23 protein-coding genes and 1 riboswitch are annotated in these 23,590 nt (G+C 69.3%); of the genes, 14 read left to right on the top strand and 9 right to left on the bottom strand.

The window, feature by feature from the left end; translation table 11 throughout:
* The first annotated feature begins 2 nt into the window (after window positions 1–2).
* The 8 genes from OG984_RS10945 (at window position 3) to OG984_RS10910 (ending at window position 7,014) form a co-directional block, all read left to right on the top strand.
* Window positions 3–419 (top strand): cytochrome c oxidase subunit 4, encoded by a 417-nt coding sequence (locus OG984_RS10945; protein WP_008363158.1) that lies wholly within the window; start codon window positions 3–5, stop codon window positions 417–419.
* Window positions 420–567: 148 nt separating this feature from the next.
* Window positions 568–1,776, top strand: a complete 1,209-nt coding sequence (locus OG984_RS10940) for a L,D-transpeptidase (RefSeq protein ID WP_328531610.1) — start codon at window positions 568–570, stop codon at window positions 1,774–1,776.
* Between the two features lie 191 nt (window positions 1,777–1,967).
* Entirely contained in the window at window positions 1,968–2,702 is a 735-nt protein-coding gene (locus tag OG984_RS10935; protein WP_328531609.1) for an HAD family hydrolase, read from the top strand.
* Window positions 2,696–3,673: a phosphate/phosphite/phosphonate ABC transporter substrate-binding protein gene (gene phnD / locus OG984_RS10930; protein ID WP_328531608.1), complete on the top strand. Its 978-nt coding sequence runs from the start codon at window positions 2,696–2,698 to the stop codon at window positions 3,671–3,673. Before OG984_RS10935 ends, phnD begins: the two co-directional genes overlap by 7 nt.
* Window positions 3,670–4,473, top strand: a complete 804-nt coding sequence (gene phnC / locus OG984_RS10925; protein ID WP_328531607.1) for a phosphonate ABC transporter ATP-binding protein — start codon at window positions 3,670–3,672, stop codon at window positions 4,471–4,473. Before phnD ends, phnC begins: the two co-directional genes overlap by 4 nt.
* Window positions 4,470–5,294, top strand: a complete 825-nt coding sequence (phnE, locus tag OG984_RS10920) for a phosphonate ABC transporter, permease protein PhnE (RefSeq protein WP_328531606.1) — start codon at window positions 4,470–4,472, stop codon at window positions 5,292–5,294. The genes phnC and phnE (OG984_RS10920) overlap by 4 nt, the downstream gene beginning before the upstream one ends.
* Complete coding sequence (gene phnE, locus OG984_RS10915) at window positions 5,291–6,166, top strand: phosphonate ABC transporter, permease protein PhnE (protein ID WP_328531605.1); 876 nt, start codon at window positions 5,291–5,293, stop codon at window positions 6,164–6,166. The genes phnE (OG984_RS10920) and phnE (OG984_RS10915) overlap by 4 nt, the downstream gene beginning before the upstream one ends.
* Window positions 6,163–7,014: a MurR/RpiR family transcriptional regulator gene (locus tag OG984_RS10910; RefSeq protein ID WP_008363150.1), complete on the top strand. Its 852-nt coding sequence runs from the start codon at window positions 6,163–6,165 to the stop codon at window positions 7,012–7,014. Before phnE (OG984_RS10915) ends, OG984_RS10910 begins: the two co-directional genes overlap by 4 nt.
* An 84-nt stretch (window positions 7,015–7,098) precedes the next feature.
* On the opposite strand, the gene OG984_RS10905 is transcribed toward OG984_RS10910, so the two are convergent.
* From OG984_RS10905 to ctaE, 5 genes are all read right to left on the bottom strand, one after another.
* Window positions 7,099–7,449, bottom strand: coding sequence for a hypothetical protein (locus tag OG984_RS10905; RefSeq protein ID WP_328531604.1), 351 nt, complete (start codon window positions 7,447–7,449; stop codon window positions 7,099–7,101).
* Between the two features lie 112 nt (window positions 7,450–7,561).
* Window positions 7,562–9,289: a cytochrome bc1 complex cytochrome b subunit gene (qcrB, locus tag OG984_RS10900; protein ID WP_328531603.1), complete on the bottom strand. Its 1,728-nt coding sequence runs from the start codon at window positions 9,287–9,289 to the stop codon at window positions 7,562–7,564.
* Complete coding sequence (gene qcrA / locus OG984_RS10895; RefSeq protein ID WP_328531602.1) at window positions 9,286–10,449, bottom strand: cytochrome bc1 complex Rieske iron-sulfur subunit; 1,164 nt, start codon at window positions 10,447–10,449, stop codon at window positions 9,286–9,288. The genes qcrB and qcrA overlap by 4 nt, the downstream gene beginning before the upstream one ends.
* On the bottom strand, window positions 10,446–11,327 hold the full coding sequence (gene qcrC, locus OG984_RS10890; RefSeq protein ID WP_328531601.1) for a cytochrome bc1 complex diheme cytochrome c subunit: 882 nt from the start codon (window positions 11,325–11,327) through the stop codon (window positions 10,446–10,448). Before qcrC ends, qcrA begins: the two co-directional genes overlap by 4 nt.
* A 13-nt stretch (window positions 11,328–11,340) precedes the next feature.
* Window positions 11,341–12,006 carry an aa3-type cytochrome oxidase subunit III gene (ctaE, locus tag OG984_RS10885; protein ID WP_328531600.1) on the bottom strand — a complete coding sequence of 222 codons (666 nt, stop codon included), beginning with the start codon at window positions 12,004–12,006 and terminating at the stop codon, window positions 11,341–11,343.
* Window positions 12,007–12,145: 139 nt separating this feature from the next.
* Between ctaE and OG984_RS10880 the strand changes: the two genes are divergently transcribed.
* Together OG984_RS10880 and trpD are read left to right on the top strand one after the other, a co-directional pair.
* On the top strand, window positions 12,146–12,556 hold the full coding sequence (locus OG984_RS10880; protein ID WP_328531599.1) for a hypothetical protein: 411 nt from the start codon (window positions 12,146–12,148) through the stop codon (window positions 12,554–12,556).
* The gene (trpD, locus tag OG984_RS10875; RefSeq protein WP_328531598.1) at window positions 12,553–13,590 is read left to right on the top strand and encodes an anthranilate phosphoribosyltransferase; all 1,038 of its coding nucleotides are present in this window, start codon (window positions 12,553–12,555) and stop codon (window positions 13,588–13,590) included. The genes OG984_RS10880 and trpD overlap by 4 nt, the downstream gene beginning before the upstream one ends.
* A 56-nt stretch (window positions 13,591–13,646) precedes the next feature.
* Here trpD and OG984_RS10870 read toward each other — a convergent pair whose 3' ends face one another.
* The 3 genes from OG984_RS10870 to OG984_RS10860 form a co-directional block, all read right to left on the bottom strand.
* Window positions 13,647–13,925 carry an Lrp/AsnC family transcriptional regulator gene (locus OG984_RS10870; RefSeq protein ID WP_328531597.1) on the bottom strand — a complete coding sequence of 93 codons (279 nt, stop codon included), beginning with the start codon at window positions 13,923–13,925 and terminating at the stop codon, window positions 13,647–13,649.
* A gap of 23 nt (window positions 13,926–13,948) precedes the next feature.
* Entirely contained in the window at window positions 13,949–15,700 is a 1,752-nt protein-coding gene (locus tag OG984_RS10865; RefSeq protein WP_328531596.1) for a DEDD exonuclease domain-containing protein, read from the bottom strand.
* A 433-nt stretch (window positions 15,701–16,133) separates the two neighbouring features.
* A complete protein-coding gene (locus tag OG984_RS10860) occupies window positions 16,134–17,399 on the bottom strand; it encodes an NYN domain-containing protein (RefSeq protein ID WP_328531595.1) in 1,266 nt (421 codons plus the stop codon).
* 122 nt (window positions 17,400–17,521) lie between these two features.
* Between OG984_RS10860 and OG984_RS10855 the strand changes: the two genes are divergently transcribed.
* The 4 genes from OG984_RS10855 (at window position 17,522) to OG984_RS10840 (ending at window position 21,622) form a co-directional block, all read left to right on the top strand.
* Window positions 17,522–17,719 carry a hypothetical protein gene (locus OG984_RS10855; protein WP_008363129.1) on the top strand — a complete coding sequence of 66 codons (198 nt, stop codon included), beginning with the start codon at window positions 17,522–17,524 and terminating at the stop codon, window positions 17,717–17,719.
* 96 nt (window positions 17,720–17,815) lie between these two features.
* A riboswitch (cyclic di-AMP (ydaO/yuaA leader) is annotated at window positions 17,816–18,020 on the top strand.
* 15 nt (window positions 18,021–18,035) lie between these two features.
* A complete protein-coding gene (locus tag OG984_RS10850; protein ID WP_328531594.1) occupies window positions 18,036–19,022 on the top strand; it encodes a C40 family peptidase in 987 nt (328 codons plus the stop codon).
* A gap of 37 nt (window positions 19,023–19,059) precedes the next feature.
* Window positions 19,060–20,274: a hypothetical protein gene (locus tag OG984_RS10845; protein WP_328531593.1), complete on the top strand. Its 1,215-nt coding sequence runs from the start codon at window positions 19,060–19,062 to the stop codon at window positions 20,272–20,274.
* A 97-nt stretch (window positions 20,275–20,371) separates the two neighbouring features.
* Window positions 20,372–21,622 carry a M48 family metallopeptidase gene (locus tag OG984_RS10840; protein ID WP_328531592.1) on the top strand — a complete coding sequence of 417 codons (1,251 nt, stop codon included), beginning with the start codon at window positions 20,372–20,374 and terminating at the stop codon, window positions 21,620–21,622.
* A 95-nt stretch (window positions 21,623–21,717) separates the two neighbouring features.
* Here OG984_RS10840 and OG984_RS10835 read toward each other — a convergent pair whose 3' ends face one another.
* Window positions 21,718–23,511: an AMP-dependent synthetase/ligase gene (locus OG984_RS10835; protein WP_328531591.1), complete on the bottom strand. Its 1,794-nt coding sequence runs from the start codon at window positions 23,509–23,511 to the stop codon at window positions 21,718–21,720.
* Between the last annotated feature and the right edge of the window lie 79 nt (window positions 23,512–23,590).

The following is a 23,590-nucleotide window of genomic DNA, read 5'->3' as shown; positions in this document are numbered from 1 at the left end:
CGATGAAGTCTGAAGCCTGGATCTTCGGGGTCTGCACCGCCTTCATGGTGCTGGTCACCCCGGCCTACTGGTTCGTCACCGCGGCCTCCTCCGAGGGTGGCGACTGGACCGGCACCTCGGCGCTGGTCATGTGCACGCTGCTGTTCACCATGATCTGGATCTACCTCGGCTTCCACGCCATCAGGATGGATCCGCGCCCCGAGGACCGCGAGGACGGCGACATCGCCGAGGGCGCCGGCGAGTACGGCTTCTTCCCGCCGTTCTCCTGGTGGCCGCTGTGGGCCGGCCTCACCTTCGGTCTGGTGGTCCTCGCCGTGGCGATGGCCGCCTGGTGGCTGGTCATCATCGCCGCCGTGCTCGGCATGCTGGCCACCGCCGGCTGGAACTTTGAGTACTACCGAGGCGAGTTCAAGCACTGAGAAGTGACGTACGCGGGGCCTGATCCATCACGGATCGGGCCCCGCTGCCGTTCTTGGGCGGCTCTTGGCAATGCCCGATAGGGTTATCGCGCCCGCGTCCCGGTTCAGAGCGCTGGGTTCACAATTTCAGGTCTGGAGCAGTCTCACCGTGTCAACGCAGTCACCGTTTCGCCGCCCGTCCCTGCTGGCCCGCCGCGGGGTGCTGTTGACCACCGCGACAGCGGTCCTCACGCCCGTGCTCGCCGCGTGCGGGGCCGATCCCGCCTCGAAGGAGCCGAAGAAGCCGGCCGAGCCGACGGTGCAGATCACGCCCAACGTGGAGAACGAGGCCACCGGCGTCGCGGTCGACAAGGTGGTCAAGGTCGACGTGGTCAAGGGACGTCTCGACGAGGTGATGCTGAAGGGAGCCAAGGGCACGAAGGTGCGGGGCACCATCACCGAGGACGGCCTCAGCTGGAGCGCCGGCGAGGTGCTCGAGCCGACCGCCTCCTACACCCTCTCGGTCACCGCCACCGGCGACGACGGGCTGGAGAAGAAGAGCCAGATCACCTTCTCCACCGAGGACCTCGGCCTGGACCGTCAGACCTACCCGTCGATCGCACCGCTCGACGGCGAGACCGTCGGTGTCGGGATGCCGATCATCGTGACGTACGACCTGCCGGTGAAGAACAAGGCCGCCTTCGAGAAGAAGATGGTGGTCGAGTCGACGCCGAAGCAGGAGGGGTCGTGGTACTGGGTGAGCGACAAGGAGGTCCACTACCGTCCGCGCACCTACTGGCAGGCGAACTCCACGATCAACGTGAAGCTCAACATCAACTCGGTCCCGGCCGGCGGCGGCATCTTCGGCCAGAAGAACCGCGAGATCACCTTCAAGACCGGCGATGCGCACATCTACCGGGCCAACGCGAAGACCTACCAGATGGAAGTCTTCAAGAACGGTCAGAAGATCAAGACGATCCCGATCACGACCGGCAAGGAAGGGTTCATCACCCGCAGCGGCGTGAAGGTGATCATCGAGAAGTTCAAGCGCAAGACCATGAACTCCGAGACCATCGGGATCAACCAGGGCGACCGGGAGTACTACAACATGGAGGGCGTGAAGTGGGCCATGCGGCTCACGTTCTCCGGTGAGTTCATCCATGGCGCGCCGTGGTCGGTCGCGCAGCAGGGCAACGCCAACGTCTCCCACGGCTGCACCGGCATGAGCGACGAGAACGCCAAGTTCCTCTACGACATGACCCGTCGCGGCGACGTCGTCGAGACCGTGGGCACCAACCGCGAGATGACCTTCAGCAACGGCTGGGGCGACTGGAACACCCCCTACGAGGAATACCGGGCGGGATCCGCCCTCGCCTGACCCGGCGGCACGCCGGGCGTCGCCTGAGCCTTCGGCACGGTCCGAGTCGATAAAGTGCACTGCAGTAAATAGCGTGTGACACCAAGCGGTTGCTGCTTGCGTCCTGAAGCGTCTTTACCTACGTTCCAGTTAACACGTAATCGCGTTGCGCAGGGCCGACCCCGACGGCCCGCGCCTGGAAGGTGGACTCGTTGCCTCGGCCTGTGCTGGTGCTCGATCTGGACGGCACGGTGTGTCTCGGAGACACACCGGCACTTCTCTACGCCGAGAGGGTGGCGGCCCTCACCAAGGCCCCTGAGGCGCTCCTGGAGACCGCTGCGGCCTTCCTGGGGCAACGGCTGCCCGAGAGTGCGCCGAAGACGCTCACAGGCGCTCAGGACGGCTATGAGGCCGTCAAGATCCTCGGCCTGGCCGCTGGCGTCACCGAGGAGGAGCTGAGCGCTGCGTACGTCTTGAGCAGGGCGGAGATGAGCGCGAACCCGGGCGACATCCACACGCCCGAGGGACTGGTCGACCTGCTCGCCGGAATCGACGCGCACCGGGTGATCCTGACCAACTCGCCGGGCAGCGGGCTGGACGCGGTCCTCGATCACCTCGGTGTGCTCGACGTGGTGGACGAGGTGCGCACCGACGCGCTCAAGCCGACCCGGATGATCGGCCACCTCGACGCCTTCCTCGACGCCTTCGACGCCGTCGACAAGCCGGAGCGGCTGATGTCGGTCGGCGACATCTGGCGCAATGACCTCGCTCCGGCCGTCGAGCGTGGTTGTGTTGCTGCGTACGTTGACGCCTTCGACCGCCGGCAGGGACCGGCACATGTTCGTGCAGGATCGTTCACCGATCTGTACTCCGCAGTCTCGGACTGGTCGAATGACCCGTCGTCCTTCATCGCAGCTCACCCCCTCAAGGAGTCTGTCCAATGTTGAGAACCCCCAGGAACCGGTTGCTGGCGGTCGGTGCCGCCGCATCGCTCGCCCTCTCGCTCGCCGCCTGCGGCGGCGGTGAGGACAGCGCCGCGCCCGCGGAGGATCCCGATGAGATCGTGCTCTCGCTGGTGCCCTCCGGCGACGTCGACTCGATCACGCAGAGCGCGAAGGGCCTGGAGTCGTTCCTCAGCGACCAGATCGGGATCCCCGTACGCGCCGAGGTGACCGAGAGCTATGCCGCCGCGATCGTGGCGATGAAGGCGGACCAGGCGCAGGTCGCGATGCTCGGCCCGATCGGCATGGTGCAGGCCGAGGACCAGGCCGGCGCGGTGCCGGTCCTCCAGTCGGTGCGCTACGGCTCGGGGACCTACCACACCCAGTGGTTCACCAACGACCCCGAGACCTACTGCGCCGACGAGGTCAAGGTGGTCGAGGGCTTCAAGTACTGCAACGGCACCGATGCCGCCAAGACGGGCCCCGCCGGTGAGGAGGCGATCGCCAAGATCAAGCCCGGCACCTCGATCGCCTTCGTCGACCAGGGCTCCGCCTCGGGCTACTACTACCCGGCCACCCAGTGGAGCCAGGTCACCGGCGGCGACGCGCTCGTCGACCTGGACGCGCAGTTCGCCGGCGACCATGACGCCGCGGTGCTGGCCGTGGCACGCGGCGACTACCCGATCGGGGTCAGCTTCGACGACGCCCGCGAGGAGGTCGCGGCCGACGAGCCGAAGGTCGCCTCCGAGGTCGTGGTCTTCGCCTACTCCACCGAGATCCCCAACGACGGCATCGTCGTCGCCGGTGGCCTCTCCAAGGAGCTGCGTACGAAGGTGACCGACGCGTTCACCGCGATGGCGAAGGACCCCAAGGGTCTCAAGACGCTGGAGGCGGTCTACGAGATCGAGGGTCTCGAGAAGGTCGACACGGCTGCCCTGAAGAAGGCGAAGTCCGTGGAGGAGAACTTCGGCGAATGAGCGGCTCGGATCCCGGAGACAGGACCGCCGGTGGTCACAGCATCGTCTTCGACGATGTCTCGGTGGTCTACCCGAACGGCGCCCGCGGCCTGGACGAGGTCTCCCTGACCATCCCGGCGGGGGAGTTCGTCGTGGTCGTCGGGCTCTCCGGGGCGGGCAAGTCGACGCTCATCCGCACGATCAACGGCCTGGTTCCGGTCACGTCGGGCTCGCTGTCCGTCGGCGGGACCGAGGTGGCCACGGCACGCGGCCGCCGGCTGCGCAGGCTGCGCGCCGAGATCGGGATGATCTTCCAGGGGTTCAACCTGGTCACCCGTCGCTCGGTCATGGGCAACGTGCTCACCGGTCGCCTGCACGCCCAGTCGTGGCTGCGCTCGGCCCTCGGGCTGCACACGAAGGCCGACAAGGAGATCGCCTTCGAGGCGCTCGAGCGCGTCGGGATCGTCGAGAAGGCCTGGGTACGCGCCTCCGAGCTCTCCGGCGGACAGCAGCAGCGGGTCGCGATCGCCCGGGCGCTCGCGCAGCAGCCCTCGGTGGTGCTCGCCGACGAGCCGGTCGCCTCGCTCGACCCGCCGACGGCCAACCTGGTGATGCGCGACCTGCAACGGATCAACCGGGATCTCGGTATCACTACCGTGGTCAACCTGCACTTCCTCGATCTCGCCCGGCGCTACGCCGACCGCATCATCGGCATGCGCGCGGGTCAGGTGGTGTTCGACGGCCCCACGGCCGAGGCCGACGACGCGATCTTCGAGAAGATCTACGGTCGCTCGCTGACCGCCGAGGACGTCTCAGCATGACCCAGGCCACCCTCGAGCGCCCGAGCGGTCAGCCGCGCCCGGTCCGCCCGCAGCAGCCGCCGCCGAGCCCGCTGCTCGTCGGTGGCGTTCTCGGCGCCGTCGCGGTCACGGTGGTGGCGGGCTGGGCGATCGACTTCTCGCTCGCCCCGGTGATCGAGCAGTGGCCGAAGCTGGCGATGATCCTCGAGGAGGTGGTCCGTCCCGAGTGGAAGGAGATCACCGACCCGTCCTCGCGGCTGTGGACCGCGCTCATGGAGACGGCCGCCATCGCGGTCATCGCGACGTTCGTGGGCTCGCTGATCGCCCTCGGCGTGGCTCTGCTGGGCTCCAAGGTCAGCGCGCCGCCCGCGGTCTACCGGGTCACCAAGTCGGTGATGTCGGTGATCCGGTCGCTGCCCGACATGGCCTACGCGCTGGTCTTCGTCGCCGTCGTCACCGGTCCGCTCCCCGGGATCCTGGCGCTGACCATCTTCAACATCGGCATCGTCGCCAAGCTCACCGCGGAGAGCATCGACGCCGTCGATCCCGGCCCCCTGGAGGCGCTCGACGCCGCCGGGGCGACCCGCTGGCAGCGGGCCCGCGCCGCGATCGTGCCGCAGATCCTGCCCAACTACGCCTCGTACGTCCTCTATGTCTTCGAGCTCAACATCCGCGCCTCGGTGGTGCTGGGTGCGGTCGGGGCCGGCGGGGTCGGGCAGCTGATCATGCTCTACTTCAACCGGGCCGACTACGCGCGGCTGGCGGCGGTCGTCATCGTCATCTTCGTGGTCGTCATCGCCATCGACCTGCTCTCACAGCTCCTGCGCCGGAGGCTGGTGTGACCGCGGAGACCGTGGCGCGGCCGAAGCCACCGCCGAAATGGCCCTACACCCTGGCCGGGCTGACGCTGATCGGCATCGTGCTGATCGCCGGTTGGTCGCTGGACGACGCCAAGTGGGAGCGGCTGCCGCTGTTCCCGGGAGAGATCCTGCAGTACGCCGGCCAGATGCTCGACGGCGTGCTCACCTGGCCGGGGGCGCATCCCGAAGGCCAGGCCGACCCGGAGCTCACCTACGGAGACTGGTGGCTGCAGTCGCTGAAGCTGATGGGGGAGTCGGTGGCGCTCGCCTGGATCGGCACCTGCGTCGGAGCGCTGTTCTCCTTCCCGCTGGCCTTCCTGGCGGCCTCCAACACCGCGCCGCTCGTCCTGCGGGTCCCGGTGCGGCTCTTCTTCAACGCCATCCGTGCGGTCCCGGAGATCCTGCTCGCGGTGATCGTGATGCTGCCGCTGTTCGGGCTCAACCCGATGGCGGGGGCGATGGCGATCGGCGTCCACTCGATCGGATCGCTGGGCAAGCTGACGCTGGAGAACATCGAGGCGGTCGATCCGCGCCCGGTCGAGGCGGTCGCCGCCGCGGGTGCGTCCTGGTGGCAGCGGGTCCGAACGGCGGTGATCCCGCAGATGCTTCCGGAGACGGTGGCGTTCTGGCTCTACCGCTTCGAGGTGAACATCAGGGCAAGCGCGATCCTCGGTGTCGTGAGCGCCGGTGGAATTGGTGCGTTACTAAACCGTGTCCTTCGGGGCCGGGAGTGGGAATGGGGTGGAATCATGCTAGCTGTGATCATCATCGTGACGATCCTGGTAGACCAGCTGTCCGCAGCGCTGCGTCACCGGATCCTGCACGGCGCCGAAGCCACTGTGGTGGCGGTATGACAAGCGCGCCGGTTCTTCCAGCCATCCGAGCCGCGATGCCGCGGCTCAACCCGTCCGAGCGCGCGGTCGCCGAGGTCGTGCTGACCCGCTCGGAGTGGGCCATCGAGGCGACCACCGCCGAGATCGCCGCCGAGGCATCCGTCTCGACCGCGACCGTGGTCCGTGCCGCGCAGAGACTCGGGTTCCGCGGCTTCCCGCACCTCAAGGTGCTGCTGGCGCGCGACCTGGGTTCGGCCAAGACCGAGACGACCGAGGGAGGCAGCCCGCTGACGGTGGTGCGCTCCTTCTTCGCCGACATCGCCGACTCCGCCTCCGACATGGTGGGGCTCCTCTCCGAGGAGCAGGTCAGCCGGGCCGTGGAGCTGCTCGCCGAGGCTCGCTCGATTCTGGTCGCCGGCACGGGGGTCTCCTCGCCGGTCGCTCAGGACATCGCGATGCGGCTGGGCTCCCAGGGGCTCAGCACGGTCGCGCCGAGCGACCACCTCGACCAGCTCATCCGGGCCCGACTGCTCCAGCCGGGCGACGTCTGCGTCGTCGTCAGCGGCACCGGCGCCACCGCGCCCACGATCCAGGTCGCCCAGGCGGCCGTCGCCGGGGGAGCAGCCGTGATCGCGCTGACCTCCTTCACCGGCACCCAGCTGACCAAGCTCGCCGAGGTCGAGCTGGTCACCCCGCAGGGCGGCCGCGCCGGGTTCCGTCAGGAGCTCGACTCGATCATCCGGATCCCGCAGCTGATCCTCGGCAACGCCCTCGTCGCCGCTGTGGCGGCCCGTGACCCCGAGGCCGCGGCCAACGTACGCGCGCGGGTGCTCGAGGTCGTCGGCGGCGAGCTCGACCCCCAGGGCTGAGCCCCTCCAACCACGCCGAGTCGGCTCGTTCGTACGCGAAGAAGCGCTGAGTCGGCGCGTCAGAACGCGCCGACTCGGCATGCTTCAGAGGTACGCCGCGAGCAGCTCCGCCTCGGCGCGGAGCTGCTCCGCCTTCTCGCCCGCGCCGTGGGACTCCAGGTCCGTCGCTGCGCTCAGCCGCTCGGTCTGCTCCGCGGAGATGATGCGCCGGACGTCGTCGTCGGTCAGGGCGCGTCTCGCGGCCTCGGTGGCGCCCACGCCGCTCGTGGCGCCGGCGATCGGCCCGTCGCCCGAGAGGGCGGCCTCTGCCACCGGTAGGGCCTCTGCGTTGGCGATGGCCGACAGCGTCGAGCGGAGCACCGCTGTGGCCGCGGTGTCGCGGGACTTGCGGGCGGTCAGGAGGTCGGCTCGGAGTCGAGCCTGGAGGCCGGTCATGTGCTGGACCCTAGGACCGGCGCCGGAGCGTGGGCAACCGGGTTTCGTGCGGAAAAACGCACGTGGCGCCGTCCCCGGAGGGAACGGCGCCACGTGGCGTACGGCTTCAGCCTCAGTGGCTGAGGGGCTCCTCGATCGCCGAGTGGCGGTGATCGTCGAAGTCGTGACCGTCGACCTGGTGACCCTCGTGGGCGGCCAGCTCGTGGGCCTCGTGCTCGGCGTGGTGGTGCGCCTCGCTGAGCTCCTGAGCGGTCGGCTTGTCCACGTCGTGGTCGTAGTAGAAGGCGCGGAGCTTGGCGCGGAACGACTGCTTGCCGTTCTTCTTCAGCTCCGGCTCCTCGCCGACGCGGCCGCGGTCGCGAACCGTCATGGCGTAGGCCTCGTCCTCGGGAAGCGGCAGGTGCTTCTCGTGGTAGGCGCCCTCCGGCGTGCGGATGACCGTGCCGGTCTCGTAGCCGTGCAGCAGCTTCTCGTTGTCGTGACGCTGCAGCGAGATGCACCAACGACGCGTGATGATGAACGCCGCGATCGGACCCAGGAACACGAACGCCCGCAGGAAGTAGGTGATCTGGTTGATCGAGAGGTCGAACTTGATCGCGATGATGTCGTTGCCGCCGGCGGCCCAGAAGCCCGCGTAGAACGTCATCAGGGCGACGAACGTGGCGGTGCGGGTCGGAGCGTTGCGCGGGCGCTGGAGCAGGTGGTGCTCGCGCTTGTCGCCGGTGATCCAGGCCTCGATGAAGGGGAGCATCAGCACGACCATCCAGGCCGCCATCGGCAGCACGATGACCGGGAAGAAGATGTTCCACGACCAGGTCGAGCCCCAGAAGTGCGACTCCCAGCCAGGCATGATGCGCAGCGCGCCGTCGGGCCAGCCCATGTACCAGTCAGGCTGCGAGCCGGCGGTGACCTTGGTCGGGTCGTACGGTCCGAACTTCCACACCGGGTTGAGCGAGAAGAAGGCACCGAGCAGGGCGGTCACACCGAAGGTGATGAAGAAGAAGCCGGTCATCTTGGAGATGTAGTTCGGCACCATCGGGTAGCCGACGACGTTCTTCTCGGTGCGGCCGGGTCCAGGCCACTGGGTGTGCTTGTGGTAGATCAGCAGGATCAGGTGGGCACCGATCAGGGCCAGCAGCAGCGCCGGGATCAGCAGCACGTGGATGGTGAACAGGCGTGGGATGATGTCGTCGCCTGGGAACTCGCCTCCGAACAGGAAGAACGAGATATACGTCCCCACGATCGGGATCGCCATCATGAACCCGTCCGCGGCCCGGATGCCGGTGCCGGAGAGCAGGTCGTCGGGCAGCGAGTAGCCGGTGAAGCCCTCGAGCGTGCCGAGGAGCAGCAGCGTCGCGCCGATGACCCAGTTGATCTCACGCGGCTTGCGGTGCGCGCCGGTGAAGAAGACGCGCATCATGTGGATCATCATCGAGGCGATGAACAGCATCGCGGCCCAGTGGTGGACCTGACGCAGCAGCAGACCGCCGCGTACGTCGAAGGAGATGTCCAGCGTCGAGGCCATCGCCTCGGACATGTCGATGCCGCGCAGCGGCGCGTAGGAGCCCTGGTAGGTGATCTCGGCCATCGAGGGCTTGAACCACAGGGTCAGGAAGACGCCGGTGACCAGCAGGACCACGAAGCTCCACAGCGCGATCTCACCCAGCATGAACGACCAGTGGTCGGGGAAGATCTTGCGGGAGAGGAACTTGCTCAGGCCACCCAGGCCCAAGCGCTCGTCGGCCCAGTTGGCCGCCGCGCCCGCCTTGGTCGGCTTGCCCGCCGGCGTTGCCGGATTGGTGCCGTTGCTGGCGGCAACCTTGGACGTGTCGGTGCTCACTGTCCGCCCTCCTTGTAGCCGTACTGCTCAGCATCGGCGGCGTGGTTCTTCGACCAGTCGTCGAAGATCTCGTCGATGTCGTAGGTGTTGCGCTCCCAGTAGCTGACGCCCACAGGCTCAGGGTAGTCCGAGAGGGCAACCAGGAAGCCGTCCGCGTCGACGCCCAGCGGCAGCTGGGGCAGGTGACGGCCGGCCGGACCGAAGATGACCTTGCCGTGGTCGGCGAGGTCGAAGGTCGACTGGTGGCACGGGCACAGCAGGTGGTGCGTGGTGCGCTCGTTCAGCGAGATCGGGCAACCGACGTGGGTGCAGATCTTCGAGTAGGCCACGATGCCGTTGACCGACCAGTTGCGGGTCACGTCGTGGTCGATGTCGTTGGGGTCCATCCGGAGCAGGATGGTGGCGGCCTTCGACTTGGCGATCTGGAGCGGCGCGCCGTGCAGGCTGCCGTCGAAGATCGTCGCCGGCTCGGCGTTGACCAGGTCCCCGACCTCCAGGTCGCCCGGGCGGATCGGGGTGCCGACCACGTCGCGTACGACTCGCACGCCGGCGTCCCAGACGGTGTGCTCGAGGCCGGCGCCGGGGTAGGGCTGCTCCTCGGTGATCTGGGCGTTGGTCTGACCCAGGTCCTTGAGCATCACGATCGCGGGCAGACCCAGCAGGGCGGCCGAGCCGATCATCGCGTTGCGGATGAACGGGCGACGAGCCATACCGGACTCGTTGAGCGCGGCCTTGAGCTCGGCGATGGCGACCTCGCGGGTGGCGGGGGAGGAGGCGGCCGGGTGGCGGTCCTCCGCGTGCTCGATGTCGACGACGAGCTTGCGAGCCCACTGGATGACACCGATGCCGAGGAAGAGGAGCGCGAAGCCGAGGGTCGAGCCCAGCGCCAGGTTGGAGGCGCCGTAGCCCGCCCAGACGTCACCGTCGTAGCCGGGCTCGATGGTGAAGTAGGCGACCACGAACAGCACCGAGCAGAGCGCGGAGAGACCGAAGAAGAGGCTCACCTGACGCTCGGCGCGCTTCTCCGCCTTCGGGTCGACGTCGGTAGGACGCCAGTGATGCTCGTGCATACCCGGGTCGGGCAGCAGCGCGTCCGTGTGCGCGTTGAGCTCGGGGTGCGAGTCGTCGTGCTTCTCGATCTCGCTGAGGTCGCTGCTCACTTGGCAGATCCCTTCTTGGTCTGGTTGGTGCGCGTGGTGTGCGAGGCGATCCACACGGCGAAAGCCACCAGGACGCCGAGACCGACGACCCAGGCGACGATGCCCTCGGTCACCGGACCGAGCGAACCGTTGTTGAAGCCGCCGTAGTCGGGCTGCTCCTTCATCGACTCGACGTAGGAGATGACCGCCTTCTTCTCCTCCGGGCTGATGTTGCCGTCGGAGAAGGTGTCCATGGACTGCGGACCGGTCAGCATCGCCTCGTAGATGTGCTTCGGGTCGGTGTTGAGGATGCTCGGAGCCTCACCGCCGCGCGGCATGGCGCCGCCGGCACCGGTGAAGTTGTGGCACGCGGTGCAGTTGGTCAGGAAGATCTGGCCACCGAGGGTGACCGCCTCCTCCTTCTCCTTCTCGGACGCGTAGGTCTCCGGGTCGTACTGCTCCTCGTCCGGGATCGCCGGGCCGGGGCCGAGGCTGGCGACGTACGCGGCCATGGCGTCGATCTCGTCCTGGTTGAAGCTCGGGTCCTTGACCTCGACCTGGGCGCCGGGCTGAGCCATCGGCATCCGGCCGGTGCCGACCTGGAAGTCGACGGAGGCGGCACCGACACCGATCAGGGAGGGGCCGTAGAGCTTCCCGTTCTGGGTGGTGATGCCCTCACCGTTGGAGCCGTGGCAGGTGGAGCAGTTGATCATGAAGAGCTCTTTGCCCTCGGCGACGAGGGCGGCGTTGTCCTTCTCCTGCTCGGCCTGGGAGGCCGGGGCGAGAGCGGCGTACGCACCGCCGGTGCTCAACAGGGCGACCAGGAGCACGGCGGCACCGGCCAACGGGCGGCGACGGTGCCGCGACAGTCGACCGACGGAGCGGTTCAGTAGACGCACATTCAGTCCTTGGTCACTTGAGGAGGTAGATGGTCGCGAACAGGCCGATCCACACCACGTCGACGAAGTGCCAGTAGTAGGACACGACGATCGCGGAGACGGCCTGCTCGTGGGTGAAGCGCTTGGCGACGTAGGTCCGGCCGAGCACGAAGAGGAAGGCGATCAGACCGCCGGTGACGTGCAGGCCGTGGAAGCCGGTGGTCAGGTAGAAGACCGAGCCGTAGGGGTCGTCAGGACCGGTGATGCCCCGGTTGAGGGCGATGCCTTCCTGGACCAGGGCCGCGTACTCCGTCGCCTGACCGGCGATGAAGACCGCGCCCATGAGGTAGGTGAGGATGAACCACTCACGCAGGCCCCACAGGCGGATCGCGAGCAGGGAGCCCTTACGTCCGACCTGGCCGCGCTCGGCGGCGAAGACGCCGAACTGGCAGGTGAACGACGACAGCACGAGGATGGTCGTGTTGACCGCCGCGAACGGGATGTTGAGTCCCTCGGTGTTTGCCTCCCACACCTCGGGGCTGACCGCGCGGATCGTGAAGTAGGCCGCGAACAGCGCCGCGAAGAACATCAGCTCGCTTGCGAGCCAGATGATCGTCCCCACGCTGACCATGCTCGGACGGTCGTGATGCCCGTGCAGGCGGGCTGTTGGAAGAGTCGATACTGTCGCCACGCCCGCCATTATGTCCTGCCCCTTTCCCAGAGTCTTCTTGGGACCCTGTGTGTCGTGTCCGAGGGTGCCTTCACACCCCTTGGACACCGCTCAGGTTCGGTGTGTGACATGTGGCCGCGGACCCTGGTGTTGGCGCTAGCATCGGGGTGTGACCGACACCACCTCGAATTCTCTGAAGATCCTCGTCTACAGCGACGACATCGACGTACGCAAGCAGGTGATCCTCGCTCTCGGACGCCGTCCGCACCCCTCCCTCCCGGAGGTGGAGTACGTCGAGGTGGCGACCGAGCCGGCCGTGCGCGCGCAGCTCGACGCCGGCGGCCTGGCACTGGCCGTGCTCGACGGGGAGGCCGCTCCGGCCGGCGGGCTTGGGATCGCCAAGGCGGTCAAGGACGAGGTGCCGGACGCGCCGCCGATCGTGGTCCTCATCGGTCGTCCCCAGGATGCGTGGCTCGGCACCTGGTCGCGTGCGGAGGCCACCGTCGCCCACCCGCTCGACCCGTTCGAGCTGGCCCGGACGGTCGTGGGACTGTTGCGGCCCGTTAACGTTGGCGCATGACGTCCGCCCCCAACTCCTGGCCCGAGGTCCTCACCACGCTGGTCGCGCGACGGTCCCTGTCCGCGCACCAGGCGGCGTGGGCGATGGGGGAGATCCTCTCCGGCGAGGCGACGAGCGCGCAGATCGCCGCCTTCGCGGTGGGACTGCGCGCCAAGGGCGAGACCGTCGACGAGCTCGCCGGGGTCGCCGACGGGATGCTGGCCAAGGCCAACCCGATCTTCGTGCCCGGGCGCGTGCTCGACATCGTCGGCACCGGTGGTGACCGGTCGTTCTCGGTCAACATCTCCACGATGTCGGCGATCGTCGCGGCCGGTGCCGGCGCCAAGATCGTCAAGCACGGCAACCGGTCCGCCTCGTCCAAGTCGGGGTCGGCCGACGTGCTCGAGGCGCTCGGGATCCGGCTCGACCTCGATGTCTCGCGCGTCGGTGAGGTGGCCGAGGAGGCCGGGATCACCTTCCTGTTCGCCGCGGCCTTCCACCCCGCGATGCGTCATGCCGCCGCCGCGCGGCGTGAGATCGGCATCGCCACCGTCTTCAACCTGCTCGGCCCGCTGACCAACCCGGCGCGCCCCGCGTCCTCCGCGATCGGCTGCGCCGATGCCGCCGCGGCGCCGGTCATGGCCGGGGTCTTCGCCCGCCGTGGCGTCGACGCCTGGGTCTTCCGTGGCGACGACGGCCTCGACGAGCTCACCACCACCACGAGCTCCCACGTGTGGATGGTCTCGCAGGGTGTCGTGACCGAGGCGAGCGTCGAGCCGCTCGACCACGGCATCGCCCGCGCCACCGCCGAGGACCTCCGCGGCGACGACGCCGTCTACAACGCCTCCGTCGTCCGTCGTCTGCTGGCGGGGGAGAAGGGCGCCGTACGCGACGCCGTGCTGCTCAACGCCGGTGCCGCTCTCGCGGTCCACGACGCCGGCTCCGGCAGCGTCGACGAGCGGCTCTCCGGCGGGATCGCCCGGGCCGCGGATGCCATCGACTCCGGGGCGGCGCAGGCTGTGCTCGACCGGTGGGTCGCTGCTACTTCTCGTTGATCTAGATGATCACGCGCCGACTCGGCGGCACACGACGGGCTTGCGCCCGTTGCCCGTCAGTCCAGGCCGATGGAGAAGGCGGCTTCCAGGTCGACCTGGGAGTAGGTGCGGAAGGCGATGTGGGTCTCCGTCTCGAGCACGCCGGGGACCTTGTTGATCTTGTCGGCGACCACCGTGGCCACCTCCTCGTGGGCACGGACGCGCACCAGGGCGATCAGGTCGATCTGGCCGGTCACGGAGTAGACCTCGCTGACGCCGTCGATGGCGGCCACGGCCTCTGCCACCTCGGGGATCTGGGAGACCTCGGCATTGATGAAGACGATCGCTGTGATCACGCAGGTCACGTTAGCCGATCGGCCTAGAGGCTCGCTGCCCGCCGGCCCGCACCGCCGATCGGGCAGGTCCACTCGCCCTCGATGTGAGCGAGGCGTACGCCCGGGGACTCCAGCCAGCGCAGCACCAGCTCGGTCTCCTCGGCGCTCGCGGCCGGCACCGGCCCGGGTGCGTCCAGGACCGTCTCCGCGCTGAGCTGGAGGCCGGCGACGTAGGCGTGCGCGTTGGCGTCGCGGGGGATCACCCCGGCCGCGGCGAGCCGCCCGTGGCGGACGACGTGGACCGCCCAGCGGCCGTCTTCCTCCCGTCGGATCGCGGTGAGGTCGGGCACCCGGGTCAGGGCGCTGAGCCGCTGGGTGCGGGCTGCGGCGCGCAGGTAGGAGGTGAGCCGGTCGCGGTGGACGGCCGCCTCCTCGAACCGCTCCTGCTCGGCCAGGCCGGTGAGCCGCTCGGTGATCGTCTCGACGACCTCGTCGGGCCGGTGGAGCAGCGACTCGCGGACCCGGGCCACCAAGGTCGCGTACGTCTCGGCCGGGACGCTCTGGTCGCACGGGCTCAGGCAGCGGTGGAGCTCGGCGAGGACGCACGGGGTCTTGCGCGGGAGCAGCGGGAGCCGGTCGGAGCACTGCCGGATCGGGAACGTGTCGTGGAGCGCCTGGAGCGCCTTCTCGGCGACCTTCTTGGACCCGAACGGCCCGAGGTAGTCGGCGTCGTCGTCCAGCACTCGCTTCACCAGCGAGAGCCTCGGCCACGGCTCCTGGGTGAGCTTGACGAAGTGCATCTTCTCCGGCCGCCGTGAGCGGCGGTTGTAGGGCGGCTTGTGCTCGCCGATGAGCCGCAGCTCGCGCACCCCGGCCTCCAGCGCCGTGGCGCACTCGATGCCCTGCACGGTCGCCGCCAGCCCGACCATCTCGCCCATCCGGGATCGGGTCTCGGAGGCGGTGAAGTAGGTGCGTACGCGCGTGCGCAGGTCCTTCGAGGTGCCGATGTAGAGCACCCGGTCCTGGCTGTCCTTGAACAGATAGACGCCGGGCGCGTGCGGCAGGTCCTCGGCCAGGTGGCGCTTCTTGCGCTGGGCGGTGGTGACCTTGGCCGAGAACGCGGCCAGGTCCTCGAGCGTCAGAACGCCGAGGTTGCCGAGGCGCTCCATCATCCCGTGGAGGACGTCGACGGTCGCCCGGGCGTCCTGGAGCGCGCGGTGGTTGGGGGTCGTGGGGGAGCCGAAGACCCGGGCGAGCGAGCCGAGCTTGTGGTTGGGCGCCTCGTCGCGGGTGATCACCCGGCGGGCGATCTTCACCGTGTCGAGCACCTCGAAGCGCGGCCACGGCCGCTCCTGCTTCGCGGCGAAGTGCTTGAGGAAGCCCACGTCGAAGGGGGCGTTGTGGGCGACCAGCACGCAGCCCTCGGCGAACTCGAGGAACGCCGGCAGCACCGACTCGATCGTGGGGGAGGAGGCGACCATCGAGTTGGTGATGCCGGTCAGGACCGCGATCGACGGTGGGATGCCGGTGTGTGGGTTGACCAGGGTCTGGAACTCGCCCAGCACCTCGCCGCCGCGCACCTTCACCGCGCCGATCTCGGTGATCATGCCGCCGTTGTCGGGGCTGTTGCCGGTCGTCTCCAGGTCGACCACGCAGAAGGTGAGGTCGCGCAGCGGTCGGCCGAGCTCGTCGAAGCCGCGCTGCGCCTCCCAACGGCCAGCGGTCTCCTGGTGCCGGCGTGCCACGGCTCGGGCGCGCATCTCCTTCCGCGCCTCACGAACCGCCGCACTGCTCATGTTCGAACACACTAGCGGGTCTCACCGACAGTTCTTGATGCGATTGCTTCGCAATTCGCGCAGCGCCTGCGCTTGATCCTCGTCTTCCTCCGCTCCGTTCGTCGCTGCGCTCCTCACTGCGCTGCGTCCAGACGAGGAGCGCTCTGGCGCTGTACTTGATGCGATTGCTTCGCAATTCGCGCAGCGCTTTCGCTTGATCCTCGTCTTCCTCCGCTTCGTTCGTCGCTGCGCTCCTCGCTGCGCTGCGTCCAGACGAGGAGCGCTCTGGCGCTGTACTTGTGGCGATTGCTTCGCAATTCGCGCAGCGCCTGCGCTTGATCCTCGTCTTCCTCCGCTGCGCTCAGTCGCTTCGCTCCCTCGCTCCGCTGCGTCCAGACGAGGAGCGCTCCGGCGCTGGGTTGTCGGCGATTGCTTCGCAGTTCGCGCAGCGCGGTCAGCCGAGCAGAGGCGAGAGGGAGGAGAGGGGGACGGTGCGGGCGCCGGCGCGGCGTACGTCCTTGATGATCTCGGCGTCGTCGGTGGCGACGAGGATGATGCGGCCGGCGGGCTCGGCGTCGACGAGGTCGCGGATGACGTCGTCGGCGATGACGCCCTCGGGGGAGAAGAGGACCTTGACGCCGCGCGGAGGCACGGCGGTGGGACGTACGGACGCGGAGTGGGCGTCGAAGACGACGGTCGTCTCGGCGCCGGTGCGGGCCGCGATCGGAGCGATCGCGCGCAGCAGCCGCAGCCGCTGGGCATCGAGCGCGGAGTCGGGCCACAGGGCCTTGGAGACGTTGTAGCCGTCCACGATCAGCCGGACCCTGGGCATCGCCAGGAACTGCTCGAGGTGGGCGCTGCTGGTGACTCCGGCGCCCGCGGCGGCGTCCGCGGAGGCCAGCTCGGCCTCGACTCGCTCGCCCGGGGTGCCGGTGACCGGGGGCAGGGCGAGCTCGCGGCGGAGTCCTCCGGCCGCGTCGAGCAGGGTGTCGAGCAGGAAGCGGGCCCGCAGCGAGGCGTCCTCGCGATCCGTCTTCGAGGTGCGCCGCTCCGCGGCCGCCTCGCGCTCCAGCTTGTCGACCTGGCTGCGGAGCTGGCGCAGCTGCCGGTCGCGTGCGGCCAGCTCGTCCTGGGCGCGGGCGAGCGCCTCGCGCGCCTCGGTCAGGGCCTCGTCCAGCCCGGTGCCGGCCTCGCGGGCGGCGGCCCGGGCCTCGCCGAGCTTGCGTCGCAGCGTGGTGTTGTCGGCCTTGAGCTCGTCGAGACGGGCCTTGCGGTCGGCGCGCACCTCACGGATCTCGTCCTCCGCGGCGGCGAGCTTGCCGCGCAGGCGCGCGACCTCGGCGTCGACCGCCGGGACCGCGGCCGCGTCCAGCCGGTCCAGGGCCTCCTTGAGCGAGACCTCCCAGCCGTCGGGCCGGACGAGCCACACGACGGCGGCCGCCTCGGCCGGATCCTCGGGCAGCGTGAGGTCCTCGGCGGAGCCCTCGGAGACGTACGCCGGGCGCAGCTGGCTCCCGACCTTCTCCCGCACCTCGTCGTCGGTCTCGAGCACCGAGGCGATCATCGCGCCGCCGGCCTTGGCGCGCCGGGCGGGGGCGAAGTCGGCGATCCGCTTGAGCGCGGGCGGGAGGCGCACCACGTCGGGAAGCACCCCGGCCGTGAGCGCGACGATGCGCCCCCGGACCGTGTCGGGGAGCGTCGCGTACGCGGAGACCTCCATACGTCAAGTGTAGAGACCGGGCCGACGATCGCCGCCTCGAATACCGCGCTGCGATGGTGGTGACACGCCGCACGCAACCGTACGAAAGCAAAAATGTCGGTGGTCGGTGAGACCGTCGCAGCATGACGACGAGAATCGACTGTGACACCTGCCTCGTGCGCGGACTGGCGTGCCACGACTGCGTGGTCACCGTGCTGCTGGGCCCGCCTCCGGAGCTGACCATCGAGGACGAGGAGCGCCGGGCGCTCGACGTGCTCGCCGATGGTGGGCTGGTCCCGCCGCTGCGGATGGTGGCTCTGCCATTAGTGGAGGGTATGTAGCCGAACTTTTGGGCGTGGGTGGTTGGCAGGTGGGGGATCCCGTCGGCTAGTGTGCGCAGGAACTTGGCACTCGTGGGAGTGAGTCAACCGACTCACGCGAGTGTCGCGCTTAGTCCAGGCCCGCTTCGGGGCGGGCCAGGAGCCGGGGAACCACACCGGTCGTACGCCGCAACGCGGAGTGCGATCACCTGGGGTGCATCCGCCGCAAGGGCGATCTGGGGGACCAGGTCGAGGAGCGGTGGTAGGGCAGGTCGTGCCTGAACCCGTCAGCTCACCCGGTAGGCGTTCAACGACTACACAAGGAGACCGTCCGCTCGTGACACGCGACCGGAAGCGACTCATTGCCGGAGCAGCCGGCATCGCCGCCATCGGTGTCGCCGGGATCATTCCCGCCGCGACCCCCGCCCAGGCCGAACCAGACATCGACGACGTTCGCAAGAAGGTCGACAAGCTCTACACGCAGGCCGAGGCGGCCAACGAGGACTTCAGCAACGCCAAGCTGCGGCTGCAGGACCTCAAGGACCAGCTCGAGGACCTCAACGCCGACGAGAAGCGCCAGAGCAAGGAGCTCGACAAGATCCGCGCCGAGCTCCGCGACTCCGTGCTGCGCCAGTTCGAGGGCTCCGACGTCTCTGCCGTCGGCCAGGTGATCACCTCCGAGGACCCGCAGGAGTTCCTCGCCGGTCTCGCCACCGTCTCGTCCTACAACGCGCTGCAGGCCGACCTGCTGGCCCGCTACAACACCGAGGCCGAGGCCCTCCAGGTGCGTCGCGAGGCGACCGAGGACGCCAAGGCCCAGATGGCCAAGGTCAAGACGACCATGCAGCAGAAGAAGAGCGAGATCGACGAGAAGTTCGAGGCGGCCCAGGCCGAGCTCGACGAGCTCGAGGCCGATGAGCTGGAGGCCATCCAGTCCACCGACACCAGCATCCCGTCCAACCTGCCGCCGCCCTCGGGCCGCGCCAAGGTGGCCGTGGACTACGCCCTCGCCCAGGTCGGCGACGCCTACGTCTACGGGGCCACCGGCACCGAGTCGTGGGACTGCTCGGGCCTCACCATGGGTGCCTGGGGTCAGGCCGGTGTCTCGCTGCCGCACTCCTCCTCGGCGCAGTACAGCAGCGGCCCCCAGGTCTCGCGCGACCAGCTCGCCCCCGGTGACCTGGTCTTCTTCTACAGCCCGATCAGCCACGTCGGCATCTACATCGGCAACGGCCAGATGGTGCATGCGTCCAACCCGAGCACCGGTGTGAAGGTCTCGCCGATCGACGAGATGCCCTACACGGGCGCCGTCCGCCCGGGCTGAGTTGACCCAGGACCCCGAAGAGGCCGATCGTTCGCAGGTGCGAACGGTCGGCTCTCTTCTTTCCCGCCTCCAGGCCCGCCCCGCTCTCATCGGGGCCGCGCTGGTGCTGGTGATGCTCCTCGCCGGGTTCGTCGGGTGGCGGCTCACCGGCGGGGGCGAGTACGTCGCGCCCACTCCGACCACCGCGCCGGTGGTTCGCGCCGACACCGCGGGCGCCCGGGCCTCGCTGGAGCAGCTGGTCGCCGGCGTACGTGAGGGGGCGGAGCCCGACGGCGAGGACGCCGCCTCGGTCGCGGTGCGCAACGCGCTCGCCATCGGCCTCGAGGACGTCACCGCGAGGTACGTCGCCGAGGCGGGCAACGTGGAGCAGGACGGCTCCTTCATGGCCGACGTGGAGATGTCGTGGCGCACGCCGGGCGACCCGGCGCTGACCGAGGAGCTCAGGGTCGGTTTCGACGCCGAGGGGGCGATCACCGGGTTCTCGGCGTCCCAGGGCACCCGGATGCCGTTGTGGCTGAGCGGTCCCGTCGAGGTGCGCCGCAGCGGCTCGAGCCTCGTGATCGTCCAGGCCTCGGCCGAGGTCGCCGACCGCTACGCCGAGCTGGCCGCCACCGCGGTCACCCAGGTCCGCAAGGTGATCCCGTGGGACCAGCCGCGTCTGGTCCTCGAGGTGCCCGCCACCGGCCTCGACTCCGCGCTGGGCGCCCAGCAGGGCACCTACACCGCCGTCGCCGCGGTGACCGCGACCGTCGACGGGTCCACGAAGGCCGGGACACCCCTGCACGTGTGGGTCAACCAGGGCGTCATCGGCGACCTGGACGCACCCGGCGCCCAGGTGGTCATCACCCACGAGGCCACGCACGCGGCCACCGACGCGGCGACCAACACCCGTCGGCCGATGTGGCTCATCGAGGGCTTCGCCGACTACGTCGCGCTGCGCGACACCACGCTCCCGTTGAGCAAGACCGCCGGCCAGATCCTGGCCCAGGTCCGCGAGAACGGCGCCCCCGACCACCTGCCGGGCAAGGCAGAGTTCAACACCCGCTCGGAGCACTTCGGCGCCGAGTACGAAGCCGCCTGGCTGGCCTGCGAGGTGCTCGCCGCGGCCGGCGGCGAGCAGGCCCTGGTCGACCTCTACGAGGAGACCGGCCGCGGCATCTCGCTGGAGAAGGCGCTGCAGGCGAGCTTCGGCTTCGGGGAGGACGAGCTGACCGCCCGCTGGCGGACCCGTCTGTCACACTCTGCGTCGTGAGCGAGCGTCAGCGAGTGAACGATGTGTACGACACGGCGCCGCGTCCGTATTCTGGCGCTTGCGCTACGGACGTGGCGTCGTGAGTGAGCGTCAGCGAGTGAACCATGCGTGCGACGTGATCAGCACGCGGCGTACGTCCTGGGTGGTTCTCGTCCTCGGCGCGGTGGCGTTCGTGGTCCTCGCGTGGGCGTTGATCCCGTGGCATCCCTACCCGGGCGGCCCGCTCGACCTTCCCGACGAGCGCGACGTGTTCACGGCCGAGGAGCTGGAGCGGATGCTCGCCTACTCCGGCACCGCGCGTTGGCTCAGCCGGGCTTCGCTGGTCGTCTCCCTGGTGATCGCCTGCGTGCTCGGGTTCACCTCGCTCGGGAGGCGCCTGGTGGCTCGGCTGCGCGGACCGTGGCTGCTCCGGGTGGTGCTCGCGGTCGCCGTGGTCACGCTCCTCGGCTGGATCGCGACCCTGCCGTTCGGGGTGGCGCTCCACCGGCTGCAGGTGCGCTACGGGCTTTCCCGGCAGGCGTGGGCGCCCTGGCTGACGGACTCGCTGCTCAACCAGGTCGTCGGCATCGTGACCACGTCCCTGGCGCTGCTCGCGCTCTTCGCCTGCATCCGTCTCGGCCGGCGTTGGTGGCCGGCCCTCGCCGCCGGTCTGGTCGCCGCCCTGGTGGTGCTCGGCTCCTTCGTCTACCCGGTCGTCATCGAGCCGCTGTTCAACGACTTCGAGCCGCTGCCGCGCGGCCAGTTCCGCACCGAGGTGATGGCGATCGCCGAGCGCGAGGGCGTCGATCTCGACGATGTCCTGGTGGTCGATGCCTCCCGGCGGACGACGTCGCTCAACGCGTACGTCACCGGCTTCGGCTCCACCCGCCGGGTCGTCCTCTACGACAACCTCGTCGACTCGCAGCGAGGCGCGGCCGCGCGCGGGGCGGTCCTCTCCGTGGTCGCCCACGAGCTCGCCCATGCCAAGCACGACGACGTCCTGGTCGGCACCGTCATCGGCGCCGCCGGAGCGGTCACCGCCGTCGGTCTGCTGGGCCTGCTGCTCTCCTACCGCCGCCCGGAGGAGTACGCCACCCCCGAAGGCATCCCGATGCTGCTGGCGGTCTTCGCGCTCGCGAGCGTGCTGGCGATGCCCGTGCAGAACGGGCTCAGCAGGCAGGTCGAGGCCCGCGCCGATGTCGACGCGCTCCACGCCACCGGCGACCTGAAGTCGTTCACGCGGCTGCAGCACGCCCTCGGCGTACGCTCGCTCTCCGACCCGTCGCCGCAAGCCTGGTCGCAGTGGTGGTTCGGTTCGCACCCGACGACCCTGCAGCGGATCGCGATCGCTCGGCGGGTGCTGGACTGAGTTAAGGCCGAGTCGGCGCATCCGACCCCTCTGGCTCGCTTCGCTTCGCCAGGCACGGGGTCAGATGCGCCGACTCGACGCCACTGGAACAGCCTTTACTTTGCGTAGAGCGCGTCGACCTCGTGGCTGAACTCGCGCATGACCACGTTGCGCTTGAGCTTGAGGCTGGGGGTGAGCTGGCCACCCTCCTCGGTCCAGGAGTCGGGGATGATCACGAACTTGCGGATCGACTCGGCCTTCGAGACCGCCTTGTTGGCGTCGTCGACGGCGCTCTGGATCACGGCGCGCAGGTCCTCGTCCTCGACGAGATCCTCGATGTTGCCGGACTTGCCGTTGGCCTCGGCCCAGGTGGGCAGGGCCTCGGGGTCGATGGTGACGATGGCGCCGATGAACGGCTGGCCGTCGCCGACGACGATGCACTGGTCGACGAGCACGTGGGCGCGGAGGCGGTCCTCGAGGACGGCCGGGGCGACGTTCTTGCCGCCGGCGGTGACCAGGATCTCCTTCTTGCGGCCGGTGATCTTGACGAAGCCCTCGTCGTCGACCTCACCGAGGTCGCCGGAGTGGAACCAGCCGTCGCCGGTCTTGGCCTCGGCCGTGGCGTCGGGGTTCTGCCAGTACTCCTTGAGCACCTGGCCGCCCTTGAAGAGCAGCTCGCCGTCGTCGGCGACGCGCACCGAGGTGCCGGGGATCGGCCGGCCGACGGTGCCGATCTTGAGCGCCTCGGGCAGGTTGACGGTGAGGGCGCCGGTCGTCTCGGTGAGGCCGTAGCCCTCCAGGACGGTGACGCCGATGCCGCGGTAGAAGTGGCCGAGGCGGTCGCCGAGCGGAGCACCGCCGGAGACGGCGTAGGAGCAGTTGCCGCCGAGCGCGGCGAGCAGCTTGCCGTAGACGAGCTTGGAGAACAGCTTGTGCTTCGCCGCGAGGAGCAGCGGCGCCTTGCCGGTCTCGGTGGCCCGGGAGTAGTCGATCGCGACCTCGGTCGCCATGTCGAAGATGCGGCCCTTGCCGTCGGCGACGGCCTTCTGCGAAGCGGTGTTGTAGACCTTCTCGAACACCCGCGGCACGGCCAGCACGAAGGTCGGCTGGAAGGTGCCGAGGTCGGCGACGAGGTTCTTGATGTCGGGGGTGTGGCCCAGGCGGGTGCGGGACTTGATGCAGCCGACCTGGATGATCCGCGCGAAGACGTGCGCGAGCGGCAGGAACAGCAGCGTGCTGCGGCCCTCGATGCTGAACAGCCCGTCGAGCGAGTCGACCACGACACCGAGCTCGAACATGAAGTTGCCGTGGGTGAGCACGCAGCCCTTGGGGCGTCCGGTGGTGCCGGAGGTGTAGATCAGGGTCGCGGCGTCCTCGGGCGTGACCGCGCTGCGGCGGGCCTCGAGCTGCTCGTCGGTGATGTCGGTGCCGAGCTTGACCAGCAGGTCCACGGCGTTGTCGTTGATCGACCAGACGTTGTTGAGCGCGGTGCAGCTCGCACGGACCTCGCTGATCCGGCTCATGTGGCCGGCGTCCTCGGCGACGACCGCCACGGTGGCGGAGTCCTGGAGGATCCACTCGATCTGCTCGGCCGAGGAGGTCTCGTAGATCGGCACGGTCGTCGCGCCGGCGAACCAGATCGCGTAGTCGATCAGCGTCCACTCGTAGCGCGTCTTGGAGAGCAGCGCCACCCGGTCTCCAGCTCCGACGCCCGCCGCGATCAGGCCTTTGGCGACCGCCGAGACCTCGGCGAGGAACTCCGCGGAGGTGACGTCGACCCAGGTGCCGTCCGGGCCCGGGCGGCTGAGGACGGCCGCATCGGGCGCCTCGGCGGCGTTACGCACGACGTCGTCGCTCAGGTTGCCGGTGGGGGGAACAACGTACGTCGCGGGCGTGGAGAACTCGCGCACAAGGGCCTCCGCATACTGATGGTAGGTGGGTACGAACCGGAGGTTACCCCCGTCACAGCCCGACCATTTCACCGGGATG

Origin of the sequence: Nocardioides sp. NBC_00368, from assembly GCF_036090055.1 — a bacterium.
GTDB lineage: Bacteria > Actinomycetota > Actinomycetes > Propionibacteriales > Nocardioidaceae > Nocardioides.
Note: the sequence above shows the minus strand (reverse complement) of the source record. Positions and strands in the feature narration are given on the sequence as shown.

Excerpts from the sequence above, each read along its gene's own strand:
- OG984_RS10855 (WP_008363129.1), top strand. The coding sequence starts at position 17,522 with ATGACGACGAGAATCGACTGTGACACCTGCCTCGTGCGCGGACTGGCG.
- phnD (WP_328531608.1), top strand. The coding sequence starts at position 2,696 with ATGTTGAGAACCCCCAGGAACCGGTTGCTGGCGGTCGGTGCCGCCGCA.
- OG984_RS10910 (WP_008363150.1), top strand. The coding sequence starts at position 6,163 with ATGACAAGCGCGCCGGTTCTTCCAGCCATCCGAGCCGCGATGCCGCGG.
- trpD (WP_328531598.1), top strand. The coding sequence starts at position 12,553 with ATGACGTCCGCCCCCAACTCCTGGCCCGAGGTCCTCACCACGCTGGTC.
- OG984_RS10860 (WP_328531595.1), bottom strand. The coding sequence starts at position 17,399 with ATGGAGGTCTCCGCGTACGCGACGCTCCCCGACACGGTCCGGGGGCGC.
- phnE (WP_328531606.1), top strand. The coding sequence starts at position 4,470 with ATGACCCAGGCCACCCTCGAGCGCCCGAGCGGTCAGCCGCGCCCGGTC.
- OG984_RS10945 (WP_008363158.1), top strand. The coding sequence starts at position 3 with ATGAAGTCTGAAGCCTGGATCTTCGGGGTCTGCACCGCCTTCATGGTG.
- OG984_RS10865 (WP_328531596.1), bottom strand. The coding sequence starts at position 15,700 with ATGAGCAGTGCGGCGGTTCGTGAGGCGCGGAAGGAGATGCGCGCCCGA.
- OG984_RS10905 (WP_328531604.1), bottom strand. The coding sequence starts at position 7,449 with ATGACCGGCCTCCAGGCTCGACTCCGAGCCGACCTCCTGACCGCCCGC.
- ctaE (WP_328531600.1), bottom strand. The coding sequence starts at position 12,006 with ATGGCGGGCGTGGCGACAGTATCGACTCTTCCAACAGCCCGCCTGCAC.
- phnC (WP_328531607.1), top strand. The coding sequence starts at position 3,670 with ATGAGCGGCTCGGATCCCGGAGACAGGACCGCCGGTGGTCACAGCATC.